At 70.9% G+C, this 24,711-nt stretch carries 16 protein-coding genes; 9 read left to right on the top strand and 7 right to left on the bottom strand.

Annotation, left to right across the window (positions count from 1 at the left end; genetic code table 11):
- Positions 1-36: 36 nt before the first annotated feature.
- The gene (locus JOE64_RS08770) at positions 37-741 is read left to right on the top strand and encodes a YflT domain-containing protein (RefSeq protein ID WP_239531732.1); all 705 of its coding nucleotides are present in this window, start codon (positions 37-39) and stop codon (positions 739-741) included.
- 170 nt (positions 742-911) lie between these two features.
- Here JOE64_RS08770 and JOE64_RS08765 read toward each other — a convergent pair whose 3' ends face one another.
- Together JOE64_RS08765 and JOE64_RS08760 are read right to left on the bottom strand one after the other, a co-directional pair.
- Entirely contained in the window at positions 912-2,333 is a 1,422-nt protein-coding gene (locus JOE64_RS08765) for an aminopeptidase P family protein (RefSeq protein WP_204963903.1), read from the bottom strand.
- Positions 2,334-2,385: 52 nt separating this feature from the next.
- Positions 2,386-3,399 carry an endonuclease/exonuclease/phosphatase family protein gene (locus JOE64_RS08760; protein WP_204963902.1) on the bottom strand — a complete coding sequence of 338 codons (1,014 nt, stop codon included), beginning with the start codon at positions 3,397-3,399 and terminating at the stop codon, positions 2,386-2,388.
- Positions 3,400-3,478: 79 nt separating this feature from the next.
- Between JOE64_RS08760 and JOE64_RS08755 the strand changes: the two genes are divergently transcribed.
- On the top strand, positions 3,479-4,336 hold the full coding sequence (locus JOE64_RS08755; protein ID WP_204963901.1) for a PHP domain-containing protein: 858 nt from the start codon (positions 3,479-3,481) through the stop codon (positions 4,334-4,336).
- Positions 4,337-4,366: 30 nt separating this feature from the next.
- Here the strand turns inward: JOE64_RS08755 and JOE64_RS08750 are convergent, their stop codons facing one another.
- Complete coding sequence (locus JOE64_RS08750) at positions 4,367-5,887, bottom strand: DEAD/DEAH box helicase (RefSeq protein ID WP_204963900.1); 1,521 nt, start codon at positions 5,885-5,887, stop codon at positions 4,367-4,369.
- A 244-nt stretch (positions 5,888-6,131) separates the two neighbouring features.
- On the opposite strand from JOE64_RS08750, the gene JOE64_RS08745 reads away from it, so the two are divergent.
- Positions 6,132-6,848: a ferritin-like fold-containing protein gene (locus tag JOE64_RS08745; RefSeq protein WP_204963899.1), complete on the top strand. Its 717-nt coding sequence runs from the start codon at positions 6,132-6,134 to the stop codon at positions 6,846-6,848.
- A gap of 51 nt (positions 6,849-6,899) precedes the next feature.
- Here JOE64_RS08745 and JOE64_RS08740 read toward each other — a convergent pair whose 3' ends face one another.
- Positions 6,900-7,190 carry a GlsB/YeaQ/YmgE family stress response membrane protein gene (locus JOE64_RS08740; RefSeq protein ID WP_204963898.1) on the bottom strand — a complete coding sequence of 97 codons (291 nt, stop codon included), beginning with the start codon at positions 7,188-7,190 and terminating at the stop codon, positions 6,900-6,902.
- Between the two features lie 10 nt (positions 7,191-7,200).
- Positions 7,201-7,425 (bottom strand): DUF3107 domain-containing protein, encoded by a 225-nt coding sequence (locus tag JOE64_RS08735; protein WP_204963897.1) that lies wholly within the window; start codon positions 7,423-7,425, stop codon positions 7,201-7,203.
- 178 nt (positions 7,426-7,603) lie between these two features.
- Here JOE64_RS08735 and JOE64_RS08730 point away from each other — a divergent pair, with 178 nt between their 5' ends.
- Positions 7,604-10,723: an ATP-dependent helicase gene (locus JOE64_RS08730; RefSeq protein ID WP_204963896.1), complete on the top strand. Its 3,120-nt coding sequence runs from the start codon at positions 7,604-7,606 to the stop codon at positions 10,721-10,723.
- Entirely contained in the window at positions 10,720-14,070 is a 3,351-nt protein-coding gene (locus JOE64_RS08725) for an ATP-dependent helicase (RefSeq protein WP_204963895.1), read from the top strand. The genes JOE64_RS08730 and JOE64_RS08725 overlap by 4 nt, the downstream gene beginning before the upstream one ends.
- Positions 14,071-14,086: 16 nt before the next feature.
- Here JOE64_RS08725 and JOE64_RS08720 read toward each other — a convergent pair whose 3' ends face one another.
- A complete protein-coding gene (locus JOE64_RS08720) occupies positions 14,087-15,400 on the bottom strand; it encodes a phosphotransferase (RefSeq protein ID WP_204963894.1) in 1,314 nt (437 codons plus the stop codon).
- A 65-nt stretch (positions 15,401-15,465) separates the two neighbouring features.
- Between JOE64_RS08720 and nudC the strand changes: the two genes are divergently transcribed.
- Together nudC and JOE64_RS08710 are read left to right on the top strand one after the other, a co-directional pair.
- Positions 15,466-16,407 carry an NAD(+) diphosphatase gene (gene nudC / locus JOE64_RS08715; RefSeq protein ID WP_204963893.1) on the top strand — a complete coding sequence of 314 codons (942 nt, stop codon included), beginning with the start codon at positions 15,466-15,468 and terminating at the stop codon, positions 16,405-16,407.
- Complete coding sequence (locus JOE64_RS08710) at positions 16,404-18,131, top strand: ATP-dependent helicase (RefSeq protein ID WP_204963892.1); 1,728 nt, start codon at positions 16,404-16,406, stop codon at positions 18,129-18,131. Before nudC ends, JOE64_RS08710 begins: the two co-directional genes overlap by 4 nt.
- Positions 18,132-18,935: 804 nt before the next feature.
- Here the strand turns inward: JOE64_RS08710 and JOE64_RS08705 are convergent.
- Positions 18,936-20,366, bottom strand: coding sequence for a zinc-dependent metalloprotease (locus JOE64_RS08705; protein ID WP_204963891.1), 1,431 nt, complete (start codon positions 20,364-20,366; stop codon positions 18,936-18,938).
- Between the two features lie 135 nt (positions 20,367-20,501).
- Here JOE64_RS08705 and JOE64_RS08700 point away from each other — a divergent pair, with 135 nt between their 5' ends.
- Together JOE64_RS08700 and JOE64_RS08695 are read left to right on the top strand one after the other, a co-directional pair.
- Complete coding sequence (locus tag JOE64_RS08700; RefSeq protein WP_271202530.1) at positions 20,502-21,620, top strand: YlbL family protein; 1,119 nt, start codon at positions 20,502-20,504, stop codon at positions 21,618-21,620.
- 129 nt (positions 21,621-21,749) lie between these two features.
- Positions 21,750-24,653 (top strand): UPF0182 family membrane protein, encoded by a 2,904-nt coding sequence (locus tag JOE64_RS08695; protein ID WP_204963890.1) that lies wholly within the window; start codon positions 21,750-21,752, stop codon positions 24,651-24,653.
- Positions 24,654-24,711 lie beyond the last annotated feature (58 nt).

The raw sequence follows: 24,711 nt of genomic DNA, 5'->3' as shown, positions 1-24,711 counted from the left end.
CCCCGGCGAGAGCGTGCTGCGTGAGAGGATGAGGGGATGAGCATGATGGGCGGCATTCCCCAGGAGCACGGTGAGAAGATCGCCGACTACGCGACATATCAGGGCGCTCAGCAGGCGGTGTCCTCGCTCATCGCCGGCGACATCCCGGCGCGCGACATCGCGATCGTCGGGCACGGCCTGCGGTCGATCGAGACGGTGACAGGGCGCCTCGGGTATGCGGCAGCGGCGCGCTCGGGCGCGATCAACGGCATCCTGCTCGGCCTGCTGTTCTCGGCGATCTTCGTGCTGGGAACGCCGAACGCCGCGATCCAGCTCTTCGTCGGCGTCATGTTCGTCGGCATCGCCCTCGGCATGCTCATGAGCATCGTCACCTACGCGTTGCTGAGACGTCGTCGGGATTTCACCTCCGTCACACAGGTCGTGGCCGATCGATACGAGGTGACGGTCCTGCCCCGCAGCATCCATCGCGCCCGCGAGATCGTCGGCCGCGTCGTCGCCCCGGTCGCCCCGAGCGCACCCGCCGTCGACCTGTCGACGCCGCCGCAGTACGGCGAGCGGGTCGATCCGGCCCCGACCCCCGCCCCGCGACCGGCGCCCGGCCCGGACGCACCCGGAGATACCGCGGCCCAGCCCGAGTCGTCGGCGCCGGGAGCCGGGCCGGTACCCTCCGCGGGCGTCGGCGACCCCGATCCGGGACCGCGTGACCCGCGCCCCGAGGCCGGGCCCTCGCCTCTGGGCTGACGCTCTGGGCTGGCGCTCTGGGCTGACGGAAACCCCGCACGTCCTCGCGCCCACGGACAGGGCGACCGCCCGCCCTGCAGGGTGAACACGCGGGAGTGTGAGCGCATCTCGCTCGACGATGCGCCGCACATCGCCGCCGACGCGTCGCGCGGTCGGCGGCGACGGCGCGCTCAGGCGGACAGGCGTGCGATCCAGGCCTCGACCTCGTCGGCGGTGCGCGGGATGGCCGCGGAGAGGTTCTCCACGCCGTCCGCGGTGACGAGCACGTCGTCTTCGATGCGCACGCCGATGCCGCGGAACTCCTCGGGCACCGTGAGGTCGTCGATCTGGAAGTAGAGCCCCGGCTCGATCGTGAAGACCATGCCCGGCTCGAGGACACCGTCGTAGTACATCTCGCGGCGTGCCTGCGCACAGTCGTGCACGTCGATGCCGAGGTGGTGGCTCGTGCCGTGCACCATGTAGCGGCGGTGCTGCCCGCCCGTGTCGGCGGCGAGGGCCTCGTCCGCGGTCACCGGGAGGAGCCCCCATTCGGCCGTGCGCCGCGCGATGACGGTCATCGCTGCTTCATGCAGCTCGCGGAAGCGGATGCCCGGCCGGGCGATGGCGAACGCCGCCTCCGAGGCTTCGAGAACGGTCTCGTAGATCCGTCGCTGGACATCCGAGAACGTCCCGCTCACGGGCAGGGTGCGCGTCACATCGGCGGTGTACAGGCTGTCGACCTCGACACCTGCGTCGATGAGGATGAGGTCGCCCGGGATGACGGCGCCGTCGTTGCGCGTCCAATGCAGGTAGCACGCGTGTGGGCCGGATGCCGCGATCGTGTCGTACCCCTCGCCGTTGCCGTCGATGCGCGCGCGGTGGTGGAAGACGCCCTCGACGGCGCGCTCGCCCCGCGGCGTCGCGATGATGCGGGGGAGGTCGGCGACGATGTCGTCGAAGCCGCGAGCGGTCACCTCGACGGCCAGCCGCAGCTGATCGATCTCGTACTCGTCCTTGACGAGTCGCATCTCCGAGACGACGCGTGTCAGATCCTCGTCCTCGTCGAGCACCAGGTCGCCGGGCTGAGCGGCGAAGCCGTCGATGTGCGCGGTCGGAAGCCCGAGATCGGATGCCACCCCGCGAAGCGAAGGGCGCGGCCCGATCCAGAACTCGCCGATCGTCGCATCGCCGTAGAACTCCGCCGTGGTGCGGTCGGCGCGCTCACGCAGGTACAGCGTGACCTCATGACCGTCGTCGGTGGGATCGAACACGAGCACCGAGTCGGGCACCGTGTCGGCCGCCCAGCCCGTCAGGTGGGTGAAGGCGGAGTGCGCCCGGAACGGATAGTCGGTGTCGTTCGAGCGCTGCTTGTACGCGCCGGCGGGGAGCACGAGCCGGGCCCCCGGGAACGCCGCTGACAGCGTCTGGCGCCGAGCGGCGGCGTAGGGCGCCTGTGCGCGAGCGGTCGGCTTCCGGTCGGGGCGATCGGCCCAACCGGTGGAGATCGTGTCGAGGAAACCCTGGGGGAAAGGCTGCTTGCGGTTCTGGATCCCCGCGGGGACCTGCGTGGTTGCAGGCTCGGTGGCGAGGGTGTCGCTGTCGCTCGTGCTCATCCCTCCAGTCTTCCACTTTCGTTCCGGACGGGGGAGGGCCACGGGAGCGCGGTCATCGGGCGGGTTCGAGCTGCACCACGAGCGGGCGGTGATCGCTGCCGGTGTCGTCGAGTGAGCCCAGAACGATCGAGCCGGTGGCTCGCCAGGTATCGGTGGACAGCACATGGTCGATCGGTGTGCCGAGCAGCGCCGGCCACGCCGTCGACCAGGTCCCGACGGCGCCCGATCCGGTGGTGAGCGCCGCATCGCGGCAGCGGCCGAAGTCCGCCCCGTCGACGCCCCACCTGGTCATGTTGTCCACGGTCGCGTTGATGTCGCCCGCCATGATCACGTCGCCGCCGGCGCATTGGTCTGCCAGCCATGCGAGGCTCGAGCGCCAGCCGTCCATGTCGTCCGGCCGGGGCGCGACGGCGTGCGCGGCCACGATCGTCGGGCCGTGGCCGCCCACGGGCATGGCGACGACGGACGGCACGGTCGCGGTGCCCGAGGCATCGCCCGACGTGGACTGGACCACGGAATAGTCGCCCAGATCGGGGGAGATGAGCAGAGTGGTGGAATTCGCCGCCCAACCGGGGTACGCCTCGTGGTGCGCCCACATCGGGGACCCCCTCTCGCGCATGGCGATCGCGACCGCCTCTCCGGCGTCGATCGTCGTCTCGGGCAGAGCGACGATGTCGGCCTTCATGGCGATCGCCGTCTGCGCGATCACGCGCGGTTCCGTCGCCGCTCCCGCGGTGTTCCAGGTCATGACACGCACGGCGCGATCGCTCTTCTCCGGGAGGCCGCCCGATCCGATACCGCGCATGAGCAGGATGCCGCCCCCGGCGGCCGCGGCGAGGGCGCAGACGATCGCGAGCGACCCGGCGAGGCTTCGCAGGGGACGGATGAGGCAGAGCAGGAGCATCACGCCGCACCCCACTGCGAAGACCACGACGACGATCCCGCGCAGCGAGACGATCTGGGCGAAGGGGAAGGTGCGTTCGAGACGGAAGAACTGGGGCCAGGTCACGACGGCGGCGGTGATCGCGGCGACGACCGCGACCAGGACCCCGAACGCACGTCGCACGCCGCGACTCTACGTGAGCACCCTGGGAGAAGCGTCCATCCAGCCACCGCTCACCGCGACAGCCGGATACGCTCGCAGCATGCCGAGACGTTCCTACGGTCCGAGTGACCTCCACCTGCACTCGGACCACTCGGACGGCACCGAGCCGCCGGCGGAGGTCCTGGCATCCGCCTATCGCGCGGGCGTGCGCACCGCCGCCCTCACCGACCACGACACGACGTCGGGATGGTCGGAGGCCGCCGAGGCCGCGACGTCGCTGGGGATGACGTTCCTGCCGGGTATGGAGCTGTCGGCGCGGTACGAATGGCGCAGCGTGCATGTGCTCGGCTACCTCTTCGACCCCGACGATGCCGCTGTACGCGACCTGACCGACCGCATCCGTTTGTCGCGTCTGACGCGTGCGCGCGAGATGGCGGAGCGCATCGGACGGGACTACGACCTCGGTTGGGAGGACGTCGTCGGACAGACCGCGGCAGGTGCGACCGTGGGGCGCCCGCATCTGGCCGATGCTCTGGTCGCCAAAGGGCTCGTGCGCGATCGCGACGAGGCGTTCGCGGGCATCCTGCACCCGCGCAGCGACTACTACGTGTCGCTCTATGCACCCGATCCCGTGACGGCTGTGGCGGCGATCGCCCACGCCGGCGGCGTGCCGATCATCGCCCACCCCGCCGGCAGGGCCGGGCTGCTACCCGACGCCGTCGTCGACGGCATGCTGGAGGCCGGACTCGCCGGGTTCGAGCTCGGTCATCGCGAGAACGTCGAGCCGGCGCTGTCGCGTCTGCGCCTGCTCACCGAGCAGCACGAACTCATCGCGACAGGGTCGAGCGACTATCACGGACGGGGCAAACCCAATCAGCCCGGTGAGCACACCACCTCGGACGAGATGGTGGCGCGGATCATCGCGCGCGGAACGGGAAGCGCGCCGGTCCTCGCCTGATCGCGCGCGCCGTCGCGCCGTCGAACGGAGTCAGGCTCCCGCAGCGGGAGCCGCGCCACCGGCTGCGCCGCCCGAACCACCGCGACGACGACGGCGGCGACGAGCCGGGGCGGCGTTGCCGTCACGGTGCTCGGTGCCAGCGCCGTCGTGCGTGCCCGCACCGTCTGCCGCGCGTTCGGCGGACGAGGCGTCGCCGGATGCCGCGGCCGCCGAACCGGCACCGCCCTCGGCGAACGTCGAGCCCACGCTGTCCGCACCGGAGCGGCGACGACGGCGACGGCGCGTGCCGCCCTCGCCGGAGCCCTCGGCGGCTGCGTCCGCAGCGCGGGCCGGCGACACCGTCCGCACCGCGTCAGTGCGCGGCGCCTTGGTGATGCGCCCCTTCGTACCGGCGGGAATGTCGAGGTCGGTGTAGAGGTGCGGGCTGGACGAGTAGGTCTCGACGGGTTCGGGCTGACCGAACTCGAGCGCGCGGTTGATGAGAGCCCACTTGTGCAGGTCTTCCCAGTCGACGAACGTCACGGCGATACCCGTCTTGCCCGCGCGGCCGGTGCGACCCGCGCGGTGCAGGTAGGTCTTCTCGTCGTCGGGGATCGTGTGGTTGATGACGTGCGTGACGTCGTCGACGTCGATGCCCCGGGCGGCGACATCGGTGGCGATGAGGATGTCCTTCTTGCCGGCCTTGAACGCCGCCATCGAGCGCTCGCGCGCCTCCTGGCTCATGTCGCCGTGGACCGCACCCGCGTTGAAGCCGCGGTCGTTCAGCTCATCGACCAGGCGTTGCGCGGCGCGCTTCGTGCGGGTGAACACGACCGTCTTGCCGCGGCCCTCGGCCTGCAGGATGCGGGCGATGACCTCGTCCTTGTCGAGCGAGTGCGCACGGTAGACGAGGTGGGTGATGTTCGCCTGCGTGAGACCCTCGTCGGGGTCGGTGGCCCGGATGTGGATCGGGTTCGACATGAAGCGTCGCGCGAGGGCGACGATCGGCCCGGGCATCGTCGCCGAGTAGAGCATCGTGTGGCGCACGGGGGCGACCTTCTGGAAGATCTTCTCGATGTCGGCGAGGAATCCGAGGTCGAGCATCTTGTCGGCCTCGTCGAGGACCACCTCGGTCGCGTTCGACAGGTCGAGCAGTCGCTGGTTGTTGAGGTCGATGAGGCGGCCCGGCGTGCCGACGACGATCTGCGCGCCCGCCTTCAGCTGGTCGATCTGACCCTCGTACGCCTTGCCGCCGTAGATCGCGACGACGCTCGTGGAGCGGTTCGAGGTGAGCATGTCCATGTCTTCGTAGACCTGCACGGCGAGTTCGCGCGTCGGGACGACGATGAGGGCCTTCACTCCAGGCGTGGGGTCGAGACCGAGACGCTGGACGACCGGGATGCCGAAGCCGAACGTCTTGCCCGTTCCGGTCTTGGCCTGGCCGATGATGTCCTGTCCCGGAAGACCGAGCGGGATCGTCTGCTCCTGGATCGGGAAGGCATCCACGATGCCCTTGGCCGCGAGGGCCTCGACGATGTCGGCGTCTACGCCCATGTCTGAGAAAGTCGTCACTGTTCGTGCCTGTCTGGCGGTGAGAAGCCGCCGGGGTGAGGAGGTCCACGCCCTTCACTCAGCCACAGGCGCGGGGGTCCCGATCCGTCGCCGGGACCGGACCAGCCTACCCGAGCGCCTCAGAGATGGCCGGGAGGACCGGCCGGGGCGGCCCCGATGCGCGGGGCGCGGCTAGAGGGGGCCCGGACCGGCGTGGTGCGTCCGAAGCCTGAGATTCCGCGCGCTCTCCCCCTAGGCTGTACGGGTGGTGACCTGGCCCTGGCAGCGCGCACGCCCCGCGGGGCGAACGCTCCGTCTGCGTTCGCGCGGGGACTTCGGCGATGTGCTGCGCGTCGACTTCGAAGAGCTCGCACCCGATGTCGACACGTTCCTCGGGCAGGCGGCCTACCTGCAGCTGGGCTACTTCGAAACCCTGAGCCAGCTCATCGCCCCGACACCGGAGCTCTCCCACAAGGAGTCGTTGACCCGTGCCGCGGGCGCCGCGCTCATCAAGCATCGGGAGCTCGTTGCGATCGTGCGTGATCGCGGCGACGACCCGCTGGATGTGATGCTGCCCTTCCGCGAGCCGCTGGACGCTTTCCGGCGGGCGACGCACGGCGCGCGCTCGCTCGAGACGATGCTGTCGGTGCACATCACGGCGGGCATGCTGGACGACTTCTACCTCGCGCTGTCGGCGAGCTACGGCACGACCGGCAACAGGGTCGCTCAGATCCTGGGTGAGGACGATGACCGACAGGCACTCGTCGGCATCATCACCGATGCCATCGCGTCGGACGAGGAATGGCGCGCGCTGCTCGCGCTGTGGGGGCGGCGCCTCGTCGGCGACACGCTCCTGATCGCCCGTGCCGCGCTCCGGCCGCGCGCGCTCGACGCCGCGGAGGAGAAGCGTGTGGAACCCGTCTTCACGGCGCTGCTGGCCGGGCATTCCCGCCGTATGGCCGCCATCGGGCTGGACGCCTGATTCGGAAGTCCCTCGCTCCGTGGCCGGCGCGGTGCGTACGGTGCGTCGTGGTCAGGAGATCTTGAGGCGCACGCGCTCGCGCGCGTCGTGCGATGCGCGCGTCCGCGTCAGAACGGTCAGCAGGATCGGGACGACCACCAGCGGAAGAACGATCGAGACGATCCAGATCCACGGGCTGGTCGTCGTCACGCCCGCCCACGTGAACGCGGACCACGAGGCTCCGCCGACGAGGGCGCCGACGAGGGGTGCGAGTGCCGCCCCGCGCGAGACACGACCCGGCATCAGGTAATGCAACGTGCCGCCGGCGACGGCGCCGAAGATCAACGCGAGGAGGATGTCCACGGCGGCGCGATCAGGCGACGAAGCCGACGCGGCGCGACTCTTCGGTGCCCACCTCGACGAAGGCGATGCCCGCGGTCGGCACGATGTAGGAGTTGCCCTTGACGTCGGTGAACGTCACGGCGCTCTGTCCCGACTCGAGCGCGTCCGACACGGACTTCGAGACGACGTCCGCCGACTGGGCGGACTCGAAGCTGAGTTCACGGGCGGTGTTCGCGATGCCGATGCGGATCTCCACGAGTGGGTGCCTCGCCTTTCTGAGAGGGGGTGCGAGCCGCCGCGCGGTCGCAGTTCGACTCTACGACACGGTGGTGATGCCGGACCGCGTCGGCGCGATGGAGCGTGCTCGCTGTGCGCGAACGCGGCCGGCCGGGGCGGCGCGAAGGGTGTCGGTCGTGCGGGATAGCGTGGATGCCATGATGCTCGACCCCGCCCAACGCGCCGTCGCCGAGCTCGCCGCCGATGCGTCCGCGACGGTGGCCGGCGCTCCGGGGTCGGGGAAGACCACCGTGATCGTGGAGCGCGTCCGGCACCTGCTCGCGAACGGGGTCGGCCCGGACGAACTGCTCGTGCTCACACCGACCCGCCAGTCGGCGACGGTGCTGCGCGATCGGCTCGCCCTCGAAGTGCGCGTCGCGACGCCCGGCCCGCTGGCACGTTCGATCGCCGCGTTCGCGTACCAGCTCGTGCGTGCCCATGCGGTGCACGAGGGCCGTCCCGTCCCGCAGCTGCTCACCGGGCCCGACGAAGACCGCATCGTCCAGGACCTGCTCGACGGTGACGCCGAGGACGAGACCATGGGGCTGGTCCGCTGGCCGCCTGGTGTGGGTGCCGAGGTGCGAGCTACACGGGGCTTCCGGGCCGAACTGCGGGCGTTCCTGGCGGAATGCACCGCTCTGGGCATCGATCCGCCCCGCCTCGTCGAGCTGGCCGGCGACGGGTCGCTTCCGGCCTCGACCTCCGAGCTCTGGCGGGCGCTGGCATCCTTCGCCGACGACTATCACGCCGTGCGTGCGCGGATGCGGGATGCGCACCGCGATGCGGCGGGGCTCGTGCGCGAGGCTGCCGCGCTGTTGCGGGCGCTGCCCGCCGACTCGCCTGCGCGCGGGGTGACCGCCCGCGTGCGCGTGCTGCTCGTCGACGACGCGCAGGAGCTCACCCTGAGCGGTGTCGAGATGCTGGAGGCCTGCCGCGCGGCGGGCATCGCCGTGCTCGTGTTCGGCGACCCGGACGTCGGTTCGGGAGCTTTCCGGGGGGCGCGTCCGGAGAACTTCGCGCGGCTCGCATCGGGTGTTCCGCTGATGGTGCTGGGCGGATGCCACCGCGGCGGCACTGCCGTGCGCGATCTCGCGGCCGAGGTGACGTCGCGCATCGGTGCCGCGGGTGTCGTGTCGCACCGACGGCGACCGAATGTACCTCAGCCGGATGAGGAAGGGACCGTCTCGGATCCGGACGACAGTATCCGCGCTTTCGCGCTCCGATCGTCGGGGGAGGAGTACGACACCGTTGCCCGTCTGCTGCGCGAACGCCACATCCACGACGGGGTCGCGTGGGAACGGTGCGCCGTGATCGCGCACGACAGCAGGCAGGTCGCGGCTTTCGAGGCCGAACTCGCCGCGCGTGAGGTCCCGACCGCCAGTGGACAAGGGCGCACGCTCGGCGAGAATCGCGCGGTACGCGACCTGCTGCGTCTGGTCGAACTCGCGGCCCGCCGATCCTGGGAATCGGACGAGACCGTCGAGGCGCTGCGCGCCGGCGGCTTCGACGTCGTGGACGTCCGACGGCTGCGGACCGCGCTGCGCCAGGACGCCGTCCGCGCCGGCGGTGGCGGCGATGCCGTCCCGGCGGTGCGCGATCTCCTGGCATCCGGCTTCGAGCACCCGCTGGAGTTCGAGCTCGTCGACACGCGAGAGGGCCGCCGCGCCGCCCGGATCGCGCAGACGATCGCCCAGCTGCGCGCCCAACTGGACGCGGACGCGACGGCGCACGAACTGTTGTGGACGGCCTGGGAGCGTTCGGGCTGGGAGCGCACGTGGCGCGAGGCCGCGGCGGCACGGGGACCGCTCGCCGAGCAGGCACGTCGCGATTTGGACGCGATCGTCTCGCTGTTCCAGGCGGCGAAGCGTCATGGCGAGCGCGCCGACGGCACCGCACCGGTCGCGTTCCTGCGCGGCATTCTCGAATCGGACGTCGCGGAGGACCGGCTGGTCTCTCCTGCACCGATCGACGTGGTCCAGGTTCTGACGCCGGCCGCCGCTCTCGGCACCGAGTTCGACACGGTCGTGATCGCGGGGGTGCAGGACGGCCTCTGGCCGAACCTGCGGACCCGAGGGGGTCTGTTCGACACGTGGCGACTGAGCATCGCCGGCACGGCCGAGGCGCACGGTCCGCTCGACCTTCGGCGCGCGGTGCTGCACGACGAGCTTCGTCTGTTCGTGCGATCGGTCACGCGGGCTTCCGAGCGCCTCATCGTCACCGCTGTCGACGACGACGACACCGGCCCCAGTGTGCTGTTCGAGTTCCTGCCGCCGGCCGAGCCGGCGCCGCGGAGCGCCGAGCATCCGCTGTCGCTGCGCGGCCTCGTCGCTCGGTACCGTCGCGTGCTCACCGTCGCGCGGTCGCCGTCCGCGGCGCGCGACGACGCCGCACGCCAACTCGCGCTTCTCGCCGCTGCCGGTGTGGCCGGCGCCGCGCCCGACGAGTGGTACGGCGTGCGCGGCCCCACGAGCGCGGGACCCTTGTACGACCTCGACCATGAGGCGGCGCGGGTCTCGCCGTCCAAGCTCGAGGCGATCGCGGAGTGCCAACTGAACTGGGTGATCGGCGACCTCGGTGGTGACGCGGGTGGTGTGGGGGCCGGGCTCGGGACGCTCATCCACGCGGCGCTGGAGCATGCCTCGGGCAGCGACGAGGCGGCGCTGTGGGCAGCAGTGGAGGCGAGATGGAGCGAGCTCGAGTTCGAGGCGGCCTGGATCGAGCGCACCGAGCGGGTACGCGCCCGCGATCTGGTCTCGAGACTCAGCGCGTACCTGGCCGACGCCGCGGCGGGGGGCACCACCCTCCTCGACGCCGAACCGCATTTCGAGATCGACGTGTCCGTGCCCGGCGCAGCCCTTCCCGCGGTCATCAGCGGCACGATCGACCGCGTCGAGCAGACCGCGACCGGGGCCGTCGTCATCGTCGATCTCAAGACGGGGCGCACCCAGGCCACCGGGCCCGGAGCCGCCCTCGGCAACCCGCAGCTGAGCGCCTACCAGCTGGCTTTCGAGCGCGGTGCGGTTCCCGGGACCGAGGGACGACCATCGGGCGGCGCCAAGCTTCTCGTCCTGAAGCCGACGCGCACCGCGCCGTACGCGACGCCCACGCAGCCTCCGTTCGACGACGAGACGCGCGACGCCTTCCTCGCGCGCATCGAGGAGTCGGTGCGCGTCATGGGCGGTGCGCAGTTCCTGGCTCCCTTCGAGGCCCATTGCCGCGACGACCACACCCACGGGCTGTGCCGCATCCACACGATCGGACCGGTGAGCAGCTCATGAGCAGCACGGCGCTTCCCGCGCTCGTCGACGCCGCGCCTGCGGCGGCCGTCGTGTCTCCGACGGCGTTGGCTGCTGCGCTCGGACAGTTTCCTCCGACCGATCCGCAGGCCGAGGTCATCTCCGCGCCGCTCACTCCCGCGCTCGTGGTCGCCGGGGCCGGCAGTGGGAAGACGGAGACGATGGCGGGGCGCGTCGTCTGGCTCGTCGCCAACGGCATGGTGCGTCGCGACGAGGTTCTGGGGCTGACGTTCACCCGCAAAGCGGCGGGCGAGCTCGCCGAGCGGATCGGACGACGGTTGGCGCGACTGGGGGAGTTCGAACGCCGCGGTCTGGTGCCGCATCTGGATGCGCTGCACCGACGAGGCGAGCTCGATGTCTTCGTGCGGATCGAGCGTGAGGCGACGGATGCCCGTGCCGCGGACATCGCCCGGCGCCACGCCCTCGACGCGCTCACCGCGCATCGAGAGATGACGGGGGAGGTGATCGGAGGCGCCCCCACCGATGCCGACGCGCTGCTGCACCGCCCCACGGTGTCGACCTACAACAGCTTCGCCGACCAGCTCGTGCGCGAGAACGCGGTGCGGATCGGTCGCGACCCGGAAGCGGTCGTGCTCAGCGAATCGACGGCGTGGTTGCTGATGCGCAGCGTCGTCCATGCCTCGGACGATCCCGCACTGGAGGGAATCGACCGGCGGCCCTCGACGATCATCGACGCGGCACTGCAGCTCGCGCGGGACGCGGTCGACAACCTCGCGGACCTGGATGCGGTCGCCGCTTTCGCGGGCGAGCTGCAGAGCGTGCTCGAGCGGCCCTCGCAACGCGGGAGCGGTCCGCTCGCCCCCGTGCGCGACGCGGTGGCGCCCGTCGCATGGTTGACCCCGCTCGCCCGTCTCGCCCGGGAGTACGACGCTCAGAAGAAGCGTCGTGGCCTCATCGACTTCTCCGATCAGGTGGCCGGCGCCCTGAGGATCGTTCGCGCGCATCCTTCCGTGGCGGAGGAGCTCCGCGCGCGCTACCGCGTCGTGCTCCTGGACGAGTACCAGGACACGTCCGTCGTCCAGAGCGATCTTCTCGCCGACGTGTTCGCCGACACCGCCGTGATGGCCGTCGGCGACCCCCATCAGTCCATCTACGGGTGGCGCGGGGCCAGCGCCGGGAATCTCGGTGGCTTCGCCGCGGCGTTCTCGCGCACCGCGCCCGTACGTGACTTCTCGTTGCTGACGAGCTGGCGCAACAGCACGCGTGTGCTCGAGGCCGCCAATGCCGTGCTCCACCCCCTCGCGGGTCGCTCTCCCGTTCGCGTCGGAGAGCTCACCGAACGGCCGGGTGCGCCGCTCGGTGAGGTCGAGGTCGCCTATGACGTCGACGTGGATGCCGAGGCAGACCGTGTCGCGGACTGGTTCGCGCACCTCCGGGCAGAGCGCGCCGCGGTCGGCGCGACGACGACCGGCGCGGTGCTGTTCCGCGCGAAGAAGCACATGGTGCGATTCGCCGACGCGCTCGGTCGCCGCGGCATCCCGCACCGCATCCTGGGGCTGGGCGGGCTTCTGTCCACACCCGAGGTGGTCGATGTGGTGGCCGCGCTCCGCGTCATCAGCGATCCGAGGGCCGGGTCGTCGCTGATCCGGTTGTTGAGCGGTCCCCGGTGGTCCATCGGGCTCCCGGACCTGCGTGCACTCGCCGCACTCGCCCGGCGTCTGGGGCGGCACGACGTGGCGCTTCAGGCCCTCGACGCCGACGCGCTGCAGCGTCTGCGCCGTGCGGGCGACGAGGGGGTGTCTCTCCTGGAAACGCTCGACTTCGTCGGGCGCCAGCGCGACGACCACGGCTGGCTGTCGGCGATCTCCGAGGAGGGGCGGATGCGGCTGCGCGAGGCCGCCGCGGTCTTCTCCGGACTGCGTCGCGCTGCCGGCCTGCCGGTGCCCGACCTCGTGCGCCTCATCGAGGTCGAGCTCCGTCTGGACATCGAGCTGGCGGCCAACGAGGCGCGGGGGCCGGCGCGGGTGGCCGGCGAGCAGCTGCGCGCGTTCGTGGACGAGCTGCAGGGCTTCCTCGCCACCGACGACAGCGGCTCGTTGCCGGCGCTGCTGGCCTGGCTGGACAGAGCCGAACGCGCGGACGAGTTCGCCCCCCGCACCGAACCCCCCGAAGACGATGTGGTGCAGCTGCTCACGATCCACGGGTCCAAGGGGCTTGAATGGGACGCGGTCGCGGTGGTCCGAGCGGTGGTGGATGAGCTGCCCGCGAAGCCGCGCGACGGGTTGGGGTGGCTGCGCTTCGGTGTGCTGCCCTACGCCTTCCGCGGAGATCGGGACTGGCTGCCCGCCCTCGCCTGGAGCGCCGAGCAGGCACCCACGCAGCAGGATCTGCGCACCGCTCTGGACGAGTTCAAGACCGCCCTGAAGATGCGTCAGCTCGACGAGGAGCGCCGGCTCGCGTACGTCGCGGTGACGCGGGCGCGCGACCGTCTTCTGGTGACCGGCTCGGCCTGGTGCGGCACGAAGACGCCGCGGTCACCGAGTCCTTTCCTGCAGGAGATCGCCGACGCGTGCGGTCTCGAGACCGCGTTCGCCGAGCCCGGCGACGATCCGTACCTCGACCAGTCGCGTCTGCTGTCGTGGCCGATCGATCCGTTGGGTGCGCGCCGCGAGGCGGTGGAGGCGGCCGCTGCGCGCGTACGCGTCGCACAGGACGCGCCGACCGCGGAGCCCGCGCGCGATGTCGTCCTGCTGCTGGCCGAGCGCGCCGAGCGGGAATCGCATCGCACCGGGCGGGCGCCGACGCGGATGCCGGCGTCGAGGTACAAGGACTTCGTCGCCGACTACGCCGGTGCCGTCGCCGCGTACGAGATGCCTCTCCCCGAGCGTCCGTACCGACAGACCCGCCTCGGCACCGCGTTCCACACCTGGGTGGAGGAGCGTTCCGGCCTCACCGGGGCGGGTCCCTCTCCCGACGACACGCTCTGGGACAGCGAGGACGCAGTGGAACCCGCCTCGGATGCCGCGGCGCTGGATGACCTCAAGGCGCGCTTCCTGCGGTCGGAATGGGCGGATCGCCGGCCCGTCGAGGTCGAGGTCGAGATCGACGTCGTACTCGACGACCTTCTGCCGGACGGGCGTCCGCACATCGCCATCTGCAAGCTCGATGCGGTGTACCGCACCGGTGAGCGTATCGAGATCGTGGACTGGAAGACCGGGCGGCCGCCGCGCACCGCCGCCGAGCGGGAGGAGCGCCTGCTGCAGCTGCGCCTGTACCGCCGCGCGTACCACGAGCGTTCGGGCGTTCCCGAGGAGCGGATCGACGTCGCGCTGTACTACGTGGCCGACGACCTGGTGATCCGGGACTGACCGAGCGCGTGCCGTCTCAGACGGTCCCCGTCCATCGCCGGAGGGCGTTGCGGGCTGCGGCGTCGATGTCCTCGTCGCGCGGAGGTTCCGCCGCAGACGTGCCGTCGGCGGGCTCGTTGCGCGGCTGATCCGAGGCGAGCGAGCCACCGATCGGACCGGTCGCGTCCCGCGGGTCGTCGGATTCGTCGTCGCGAAGCCCCGACCACTCGGACAGCTCGATCGGCACCGTCTGATCCGGGTCGTCGTCGACACCGTCCCGGGCATCCTCGTCGGCGATGAACTGCGCGAGGGTGTCGGGATCGAACGTGTCGGTGTGCATCGACGTGTCGATGGGGCCGGCGGCGACCGCGACGCGCGCGCTGGCGGCGATCGCGTCGTCGGCTGTTGTCAGACCGGGCGCGACGGGCGGTTCGTCCCGGACGGCCGCATCGAGGGATTCCAGCAACGCCAGCGCATCGTCCACGATGCTCTGCGACCCGATCGCGTGGCCGTGGACGAGCCACCGGGCGAACTCCAGCTCGGCGTGCAGGCGTGCGCGATCGGCGAGCTGCGGGTCGGGGGCACGATGAGAGGCGAGCGCATACGTGTCGAGTACGTCATCGCGAGCGTTGGGAGCGGACGCCGTCCACCGCAGATCGATCGCGGGGTCGCCGACGCCGAGCCCGCCCCAGTGCAGCAGTCCTGTCACCTGCGGAACGCCGTCGCGGTCGTCCTCGAACACGAACGATGCGGGGTCGACGCCCCCGAGCACGACGGTCGTTTCGAACCTCCACAGCGCATCGGATCCGATCGCGCTGCTCCACCGGCGGAGAAGGCCGAAGGGGAGCAGCCCCGTCGTCTCGGCGCGGTCGAGCAGCCGCTCGGCCTCATCGCGCACCTGGGCCGCGGTGAGAACCGGAAGGCCGGCGTCGCGCACGACGGACACGGGCAGATCGTGCACCTGGGCGGTGGCGGTGGCGAGTGCGGTCGCCACGCCGCGACCTGCCGGGACGTGGCCGGCATCGACGCGGTACCCGGGCAGCAGCGTCTGGACGAGGGTGTGTCGCCCGTCGACACGGGTCTCGCCGAGCACGTCGGGTGCGCCGAAGGGCAGGACACCGCGGATGCCGGCGGTGAGAGACCGCAGGGCCCGGGATTCCGAGCGCAGGTCCGCATCGGCCTCGTCGTCGACGGGAACGCGGACGACGACGCGGCGTCCGTCCTCGAGTTCTGCGATCGCGCTGTCGTAGCGGCCGGACGCACCCTCGCTGAGAGACCCCACGGCGGTCACCACGACGTCGGGAAGAGCCGACGTGACCGACGCGGCTAGAGTGAGGGGTGAGCGTGCCATGCCCCCAGGGTAGGTGTGTCCCCGGTTCGGAGGCGGCGCGCCACGCCCGGCAAGGAAGGTCCTGCATGCACGATTCGCGCGCTGTCCAGCCGCCCGCTCTGGCACGCGCGGGAATCGACCGTCGCGCCGACGAACGCGATCGCCCGGGCCTCGTCGAGGCTCTCCGACAGCGCGAGGACACGCGCGTCGTCACGGTCGTCGGCGACCGGACCCTGGTGACGGAGGATGGCACCGCGCTGGCGACGGTGCCCCCGGCATCCGTCTGCGTCGACGCGCGTTGGGCGTTGCTCGGACGCGACGACGCCGGTGCCGCGGTCCTGTTGGCGGCCGTGGCGGCCGCCGAGTCCGCTCCGGAAGAGGCCGTCCGCTCGACCCCGGAGGGTGGGCGGTGGGCGGCTCTGCGCGTGGTGGGCGGAGAGCTCGATCCTGTGGAGGCGGGCGTGTTCGTCGAGGCGGTCGCCCTGGCGAGATGGCTCGTCGACGCCGCGTTCTGCCCCGCCTGCGGCGCGTCGACCGAGCTGCGTGCCGCGGGGTGGTCGCGCCACTGCCCGGCGTGCGGACGCGACCACTTCCCGCGCACCGACCCCGCCGTCATCGTCGCCGTGCAGTCGGAGGACGGCGAGCGATTGCTGCTCGGGCAGAACGCCCAGTGGGTCTCGCGGAACGTGTACTCGACCTTCGCGGGTTTCGTCGAGGCGGGGGAGTCGCTGGAATCGACGATCGAGCGCGAGATCTTCGAAGAGGCGGGTGTGGTCATCACCGATCCGCGATATCGGGGGTCTCAAGCGTGGCCCTACCCGCGCTCGATCATGCTGGGCTTCCTCGCGACGGTCGTCGGCGAGGCCGTCCCGCGGCCCGACGGGGACGAGATCGTCGCCGTCCGCTGGTTCACCCGCCACGAGCTGTCCACGGCCCTCGCCGACCCGGCCGGCGCCGATTTCGCCCTGCCGGGCACCGCATCCATCGCCTACCGCCTGATCGTCGACTGGGTCGAGGGGGCTCGGTGAGCACGGACGCTTTGGCCGGCCTCGACGAGCAGCAGCGCGCGGCGGCATCCGTGCTCCGCGGGCCTCTGTGCGTGCTCGCGGGCGCCGGAACCGGCAAGACGCGCGTCATCACGCATCGGATCGCGCACGGGGTCGACACCGGCGCCTACTCGCCGAACCGGGTGATGGCGGTGACGTTCACCTCCAAGGCCGCGGGCGAGATGCGGGGACGACTGCGCGCCCTGGGTGTCCAGGGCGTCGCCGCCCGGACCTTCCACGCGACGGCACTGGCGCAGCTGAACTTCTTCTGGCCGCAACTGGCCAACGACACCGCCCCCTCGATCGTCGACAAGAAGGTGCGGATCCTGGGTCAGGCCGCCGACGCTCTGCGTCTGCGTCTGGATGCGGCGACGCTGCGCGACGTGGCGAGTCGGATCGAGTGGCGCAAGGTCGCGATGCGGACGATCGAACAGGATGCCGTGCGGCACCCCACGGGCCTGCCCGGGCTGGACGTCACCGCGCTGGCGGATCTCATGCGCGCCTACGAGAAGGTGAAGGACGAGCGGCGCCAGCTCGACTTCGAGGACGTCCTGCTCGCCTGCGCCGGAATGCTGGAGGCCGAGCCGCGTGTCGCGGCGGCCGTGCACGAGCAGTATCGGCATCTGACGGTGGACGAGTTCCAGGACGTTTCGCCGGTGCAGCACCGTCTGCTGGAGCTCTGGCTGGGCGAGCGGCACGACATCTGCGTCGTGGGCGATGCCAGCCAGACCATCTACTCGTTCGCGGGGGCCGATCCCGACTACCTGCTGCGTTTCGCCGATCGTCATCCCGACGCGCAGGTCGTGCGGCTCGAGCGCAACTACCGGTCCGACCCGGGGGTTCTCGCCGTCGCCAACGCTCTGATGCGGGGGCGTCCCGGTGCCCTCGAGCTGTCGTCTCGACGCCCGCCGGGCACCCCTCCGACCGTCACGGCGTTCGCCGACGACGTCGCCGAGGCCGAGGGGGTCGCGGCGGCGATCACCGCACAGATCGACGGTGGGGTCTCTCCCGACGACATCGCCATCCTGTACCGTGCGAACGCGCAGTCCGCGTTGCTGCTGTCCGCCCTCGCACAGCGCGGGATCGCCGCGAGCGTGCTGGGCGGCAAGAAGTTCTTCGACCTGCCGGAGGTGCGCCAAGCCGTCATGGCGTTGCGGGCCGCCTCCGTGGCACCGATCGAGACGAGCTTCCTCGCCACGGTCCGTGACATCCTGCGCGGATTCGGCCTGACCGATGACCCGCCCCCGGCCGGAGGCGCGCTGCGCGATGCCTGGGAGGCGCGTGCCGCCGTCTTGCGGCTGGCGGAGGACGCGCCCGAAGGAACGACTCTGCGCGCGTTCACCGACGACCTGATGGCTCGAGGGCGGGACCAGCACGAGCCGTCCCTGCGGACGGTCACCCTCGCGACGCTGCACGCGGCCAAAGGTCTCGAGTGGGAACATGTCCACCTCGTCGGCTTGTCCGAGGGTCTTCTGCCGATCTCCTACGCCACCGGGTTCGACGCGATCGATGAAGAGCGTCGCCTGGCCTACGTCGGGATCACGCGGGCCGGGCGAACGCTGTCGGTGTCGTGGGCGGAGCAGAGCGGATCGGGGAGCGGCGCGTCGCGTCCGCGTCAGCCGTCGCGATTCCTCCAGGAGATCGGCACAGGCACGCTGCGTGCGGGCGATGCGTCCGCCAGGTCCTCCGCGCGTCGACGCCGCTGAGACGGACCGAAACGGCCGGCGCGGCATCGATTGCGGGCGTCGCTCCCGTTCCGGCGCGCAGGAGCCGCCCGCTCAGAACGGCGGCTTCGAGCACGAGTCCGAGGTCGCTCTCGGTGCGGTCCCGGGCGATCAGCTGCGCGGCGAGGACCGGCCACGACGGATCCGCCGCGGCGCGGTGGGCGTGCAGACACGACAGGCACGGCGTGAGACCCGGGACGACGATCGGACCCACTTGCGCGTGGTCGCCTTCGAGCACGATCGGCAGGTGCACCGTGTCACCCGCCATGAGACGTGCCGCGCGTCGCGGGTCGATCGCCCCGTCGGCGACGACGATCACGGGGATGCCGGGGTCGGGTTCGTCGTCCGCCCAGCGCGTCACCGCCGGCTCGAGCCCGGCGGCCCGCCACCCGCGGGCGAGGGCGTCGGCCTCGGAGAAGGAGATGCCGGCGGGGAGCTCGGCTCGTACGGCGAGCGCTCCGGCCGGCGCGGAGACCAGGGCTGCGGCGATCTGCTCGACGAAGCGATCGGCATCGCTCGCGCGGGCGCCGAGGGTGAGTGCCAACGGTACGAGCATCGCGTCCGGGATGCCGCGTCGCAGCGCGTCGAAGAGTCGCTCCTGCCACGGAGCGACATCGTCGATGAGTACCGCGTCGTCGATCCCGAGCTGCAGGCTCGTCTCCGTGCGCCAGAGGACGGGGCGTGAGGGCGACAATCGGAGCATGCCGCCGATTGTCGCGTGATGCCTGTCGCTGCGCGCCGTCTGTCCACAGCCCCGCCTCGGATCCGCCGCGGACCGGCCCCGTCTCAGACCGGTCGGGGGCCCTCCGGTCCTGTCGAATCGCCGGAGTCGTCGCCCGTTCCTCGGCCGGACGTGTCGCCGCCGTCCTCCGACGCGGCCTGAGCGAGCAACTCGTCGAGCGCCTCGTCGAACGCGTCACGCGGCGGAGCCTCGCCCGCGGCGCGCGCCCGCAGCCGTGCGATGAGCGCCTGCGGATCGTCGATGTCCGAGGCCTCGGGCATGAGGTCGGGGTAGTCCCACAGCCCGTCGCGTTCGGCGGCACCCACGGCATCCGTTACCGCGCGCCACATCGCCGCCGCCTCGCGCAGGCGCCGGGGCCGCAGTTCCAGGCCCACGAGGGATGCCATCGCCTGCTCAGCCGGCCCGCCGACCGCCCGGCGCCGGCGCACCGCTTCGGCGATCTTCGCGGCTTCGGGAAGGCGGGCGGTGGCATCGGCCGTGACGACGTCCACCCAGCCCTCGATCGTGGCGAGCAGGTTCTCCAGGCGCGCGAGCGCCGCATCCTGGGCCGGCGTGCGCTGCGGCAGCAGGGCGCCGGATTCGAGGGCGGAGCGCAGTTCCTCGGGCGATGACGGATCGAACCGCGATGCGAGGTCCTCGAGCGCGTCGCGGTCGACGTGGATGCCGCGGGCGAACTCGGTCACCTGGGAGATCACGTGCAGCCGGAGCCAGCGGGCATGGCGGAAGAGGCGGGCGTGGGCCAGCTCGCGAGTGGCGAGGTACAGGGCCAGCTGGTCATCCGTGACATCGAGGTCGCGCCCGAAGTCGGCGAAGTTCTGGGGGAGGATGGCGGCCACGCCGTCCGGCATGACCGGAATGCCGACGTCGCCGCCCGAGACGACCTCGAGCGACAGTCGGCCGACGACGCCGCCCAATTGCGCGGCGAACAGCGACCCGCCCACGCGGCGCATGAACGCGCCGGCGCCGGCGACGAGCTGTTTCATGTCGTCGGGGGTCTGTTCGTCGATGACCGAGGTGAGCGCGCCCGCGATCGAATCGGCGACCGGTTCGGCGAGCTCCTGCCACACCGGAAGCGTCTGCTCGACCCACTGGCCGCGGGTCATGGCCATCGGCGGGGTGGCGAGGTCCGAGATGGTGGTGGCCTCGCTCAGCCACAGGGTCGCCAGAGCGAACGCCTGCTCGAACTCGGTGCGGTCGCCGCTGGAGATGCTCGCACCGTCCTTGTTCGACAGGTGCAGGGCCTGCGTCTTGGCCGCGCTCCAGTCGATGCCGTCCGCGGCGTTCCCGGCCTGGCCGAAGGCCTGCTGCATCTGCCCCATGATCTGCTGCAGCATCGCCGGGTCGACGCCCATGCGGGCGAGACCCTCCAGCTGGGCGGGGTCGAACTCCGCTCCGTCCGCCCCGCCGAGCAGTCGGCGCAGCAGCTCTGGGAAGTCCTCGCCGCCGAAGCGGTCCGCGTTGTCGTCGTCAGCCATGTCAGGCGCCTTTCAGCAGGCGGAAATCGTCTCGATCTACGCTAGTCGCACGGTCTCCGCCGCGGCGCGTCCCGCGCTCGCGGTGAGGGGGCCGTCTGTACGCCGATCGCGAACGACCGGCCGGAAAGGGCTCCCGTGGCACTGTTCGACGAGGGCACGACGATCATGCCCGCGCCCCGGCCTCGACGTTCCCGCTCGGTGACGATCGGCATCTGGGCGCTCACGGTCGCCCTGTTCTCCCTGCTCGCGCTGACGGTCCTGCCGACGTCCTTCGTCGTCCAGCAGCCGGGTCCGGTGTTCAACACGCTCGGTTCGACGACCGGATCGGACGGGGCGCAGACGCCGTTGATCTCGGTATCCGGGGCTCCGACCTATCCGACGTCCGGTTCGCTGGACCTGCTGACCGTCCAGGTTGTGGGCTCGCGTGAGCGCACCCCGTCGTGGCTCGAGCTCGCACTGGCGTGGTTCGATCCCGCCAAGGCCGTCGTGCCCCTCGACGACGTCTTCCCTGCCGGGCAGACCACCGAGCAGCGCAATCAGGAGAGCGCGGTCATGATGGTCGACTCCCAGAAAGAGGCGACGGCGGCGGCGCTGACGAAGCTCGGGTACGACGTCAAGCCGATGGTGCGGGTCTACGGATTGACCGACGGTTCCCCGGCGCAGGGCGTCCTGCAGAAGGACGACATCATCCGCGCCGCCGACGGCACCGCCCTCACTGACACCGATCAGCTGCGCAGCATCATCAACGCGGCAGCCGGCGCACCGGTCGAACTCACGATCGAGCGCTCGGGTCAGACGCTCACCGAGACGGTCACGCCGACATCGTCGACGGTCGACGGTCGCACCGTGTGGCTCATCGGCGTGTCGACGCTGCACGACTACGACTTCCCGATCGACGTCACGATCCAGCTCAACAACGTCGGCGGCCCGAGCGCCGGCATGATGTTCGCCCTCGGGATCATGGACACGCTCAGCGACGGCGCCCTCAACGGCGGCGAACAGGTCGCGGGGACCGGGACGATCGACGCGTCGGGCACGGTGGGGCCCATCGGCGGCATCCGGCAGAAGATGTTCGGTGCGGTCGGCGCCGGTGCGCGGTGGTTCCTCGCGCCCGCCGCGAACTGCAACGAGGTCGTCGGACATGTTCCGTCGGGCCTGCGCGTGTTCTCGGTGCGGACGCTGGACGATTCGCTCGCCGTCCTCTCCGCGATCCGGGGCGGGGGCGACCTCGACGCGCTTCCCACGTGCTCCTGAGAGCTCGCCCGCCGCACCGGCGCGCCCTCGTCTCGGGTGGATGACACTGCGCTGGGAATTCGCCGCTACCTGCGGCGGCGACACCGGGTGTCCGGGCCGCTCCCAGAACCGCCCGCCTAGGATGGAGGAGTGACCACGACCTCAGCGCCGAACCAGGCCACGCCCAGTCCGTTCCGCCGCGCGATCGGCATCACCCTTGCGATCATCGCGGTGATCGTGGTGTCGTTCTTCGTCTTCGCGAGCCTGTACGCGGATTGGCTGTGGTACGCCCAGCTCGGTTTCGACCAGGTGCTCGTGACGCAATGGACGGCGCGCGTCGTCATGTTCGTCACCGGCTTCGCGCTGATGGCGGCGCCGGTGTTCGCAGCGATCCAGCTGGCGTACCGGCTGCGCCCGGTGTACGCCCGTCTGAGCTCGCAGCTCGATCACTACCAGGAGGTCGTCGAGCCGCTGCGCCGTCTCGGCATGTGGGGGATCCCGATCTTCTTCGGCGTCTTCGGCGGGTTCGCCGCCGCGGCCCAGTGGGAGACCGTGTGGCTGTGGGCGAACCGTGTCGACACCGGCACGACCGACCCGCAGTTCCAGATGGACATCGGCTTCTATCTGTTCTCGGTGCCCTTCCTCTCCGCGCTGCTGGGGTTCCTCTCCGCGGTGCTGCTGGTGTGCCTGTTCGTGACCGTCCTGGTGTCCTACCTCTACGGCTCGGTGCGTATCGGGCAGCGCGAGATGCGCATCTCGAAGGCCGCACGCATCCAGCTGGCCGTCGTGGCCGGTCTCTATCTGCTCGTGCAGGCGGCGAGCATCTGGCTCGACCGCTACAAGACGCTGACCCAGCAGGGCGATCGCATCACGGGCGCGAGCTACGTCGATGACCGCGCCGTGATCCCCGGCCTCACGATCGTCGCTATCGCCGCCATCATCGTGGCCATCCTCTTCTTCGTGACCGCCGTGATCGGCCGCTGGCGGTTCCCGCTGATCGGTACGGGGCTTCTCATCGTGTCGTCGCTCGTCGTCGGGATCGCCTACCCGTGGGTGCTGACGAACATCCAGGTGCGACCCAACCAGGAGACGCTGGAGAGCCCCTATTACCAGCGGAACATAGACGCCACGAAGACCGCGTTCGGGATCGGCGGCCTCGAGAAGAGCGACTTCAAGGCCGCCACCGACGCCGAGCCGGGGCAGCTGCGGTCGGATGCCGCGACGACCGCGTCGATCCGCATCATGGATCCCGCGATCATCTCGCCCACGGTCCGGCAGCTCGAGCAGTACCGCTCGTACTACCAGTTCACCGATCCGCTGGACGTCGACCGGTACCAGATCAACGGCACGTCCCAAGACACCGTCGTGTCGGTGCGCGACCTGAACCTCGCCCAGCTCGGCGACGCGAATTCCTGGTACAACTCGACGCTCGTCTACACGCACGGCTACGGACTCGTCGTCGCCAAGGGCAACGAGCGCACCGCGGACGGCAACCCGGTCTTCCTCGAGCGCGGCATCCCCACCGCCGGACAGCTCACCGACTCGACAAAATACGAGCCGCGCGTCTACTTCGGTGAGTCCTCGCCGCCTTACTCCATCGTCGGAGGCCCGCAGGGCGGTGCCGACATCGAGCTGGACTACCCGCGCGGCACCGATGGAGCGGCGCAGACCAAGACGACCTTCGCCGGCGACGGGGGGCCGAAGATCGGCAACCTCATCAACCGGCTGATCTACTCGCTGAAGTTCCAGTCGACCGACATCCTGTTCTCCGACGCGATCAACGCGGACTCTCAGATCCTGTACGACCGCAACCCGAAGCAGCGCGTCGAGAAGGTCGCGCCCTACCTCGAGGTCGACAACGACCCGTATCCGTCCGTGGTCGACGGCCGGATCGTTTGGGTGGTGGACGGCTACACGCTGAGCGCCAACTATCCGTACTCGCAGATCGTGAGCCTGCGCAACGCGATCAGCGACACGACGAACACGGCGCCGCGCGTCGCGCTCGACGACGTCAACTACATGCGGAACTCGGTCAAGGCGACCGTCGACGCGTACGACGGCAAGGTCACCCTGTACGCATGGGACGAGACCGACCCGCTGCTGCAGGCATGGCAGAAGGTCTACCCGTCGACGTTGAAGCCGGTCTCCGAGATGAGCGCCGACCTCATGAGCCACGTGCGCTACCCGACGGACCTGTTCAAGGTGCAGCGGGCGATGCTCGGCACGTACCACGTCGACGACGCGGCATCGTTCTACGCCCGCGACAACGCGTGGAAGACGCCGAACGACCCGGTGGCGAACAACGACGTGCTCCAGCCGCCGTACTACCTGACGATGAAGATGCCGGGACAGCCCGCTCCGACGTTCTCGATGTTCACGTCGTTCATCCCCGCATCCACCGGGGACGGTGCGCGGAACGTTCTGATGGGGTACCTCGCCGTCGACTCGGATGCGGGCGCGTCGGCCGGGCAGAAGGCGCCGGACTACGGCAAGCTGCGGATGCTCGAGATCAGCGCCGACGTGAGTGTGCCCGGGCCGGGTCAGGTGCAGAACTCCTTCAACTCCGCGCCGAGCGTGTCGGCGTTCATCAACATCCTGAAGCAGGGCCAGTCCGAGGTCCTCAACGGAAACCTGCTGACGCTTCCCGTCGGTGGTGGTCTGCTCTACGTGCAGCCGGTGTTCGTGCAGGCCTCGAGCGGCACGAAGCTGCCGACGCTGCAGAAGGTGCTCGTCGCGTTCGGTGACAAGATCGCCTTCGAGGACACGCTGCAGGATGCCCTCGACACGCTCTTCGGCGGCGATGCCGGCGCGAGTGCCGGCGACAACAACGTCGCGCCGACGCCGAGCCCGAGCGCGTCGGGCCAGCCCGGTACGGGCGGGAGCACGGAGAGCGGCGACGTCGCCTTCCAGGCGGCGTTGAAGGATGCGCAGCAGGCCATGACCGACCGCGACACCGCCCTGAAGGGCGGAGACCTGTCGGCATTCGCCGAAGCGGACGCCCGTCTCACGGCGGCGGTGCAGAAGCTGCTGACGATGAGCGCCGCCGGGCGATGATCCTCGCCGACACGGGCGGGTGCCTCCTGATCGGAGGGCCCGCCCGTGCGGCGGTGCG

This window comes from Microbacterium dextranolyticum, assembly GCF_016907295.1.
GTDB classification, from domain to species: Bacteria; Actinomycetota; Actinomycetes; order Actinomycetales; family Microbacteriaceae; genus Microbacterium; species Microbacterium dextranolyticum.
Note: the sequence above shows the minus strand (reverse complement) of the source record. Positions and strands in the feature narration are given on the sequence as shown.

Coding starts and splice junctions, on each gene's coding strand:
- JOE64_RS08720 (WP_204963894.1), bottom strand. CDS start 15,400: ATGGCACGCTCACCCCTCACTCTAGCCGCGTCGGTCACGTCGGCTCTT.
- JOE64_RS08705 (WP_204963891.1), bottom strand. CDS start 20,366: ATGGCTGACGACGACAACGCGGACCGCTTCGGCGGCGAGGACTTCCCA.
- nudC (WP_204963893.1), top strand. CDS start 15,466: ATGCACGATTCGCGCGCTGTCCAGCCGCCCGCTCTGGCACGCGCGGGA.
- JOE64_RS08755 (WP_204963901.1), top strand. CDS start 3,479: ATGCCGAGACGTTCCTACGGTCCGAGTGACCTCCACCTGCACTCGGAC.
- JOE64_RS08765 (WP_204963903.1), bottom strand. CDS start 2,333: ATGAGCACGAGCGACAGCGACACCCTCGCCACCGAGCCTGCAACCACG.
- JOE64_RS08730 (WP_204963896.1), top strand. CDS start 7,604: ATGATGCTCGACCCCGCCCAACGCGCCGTCGCCGAGCTCGCCGCCGAT.
- JOE64_RS08725 (WP_204963895.1), top strand. CDS start 10,720: ATGAGCAGCACGGCGCTTCCCGCGCTCGTCGACGCCGCGCCTGCGGCG.
- JOE64_RS08770 (WP_239531732.1), top strand. CDS start 37: ATGAGCATGATGGGCGGCATTCCCCAGGAGCACGGTGAGAAGATCGCC.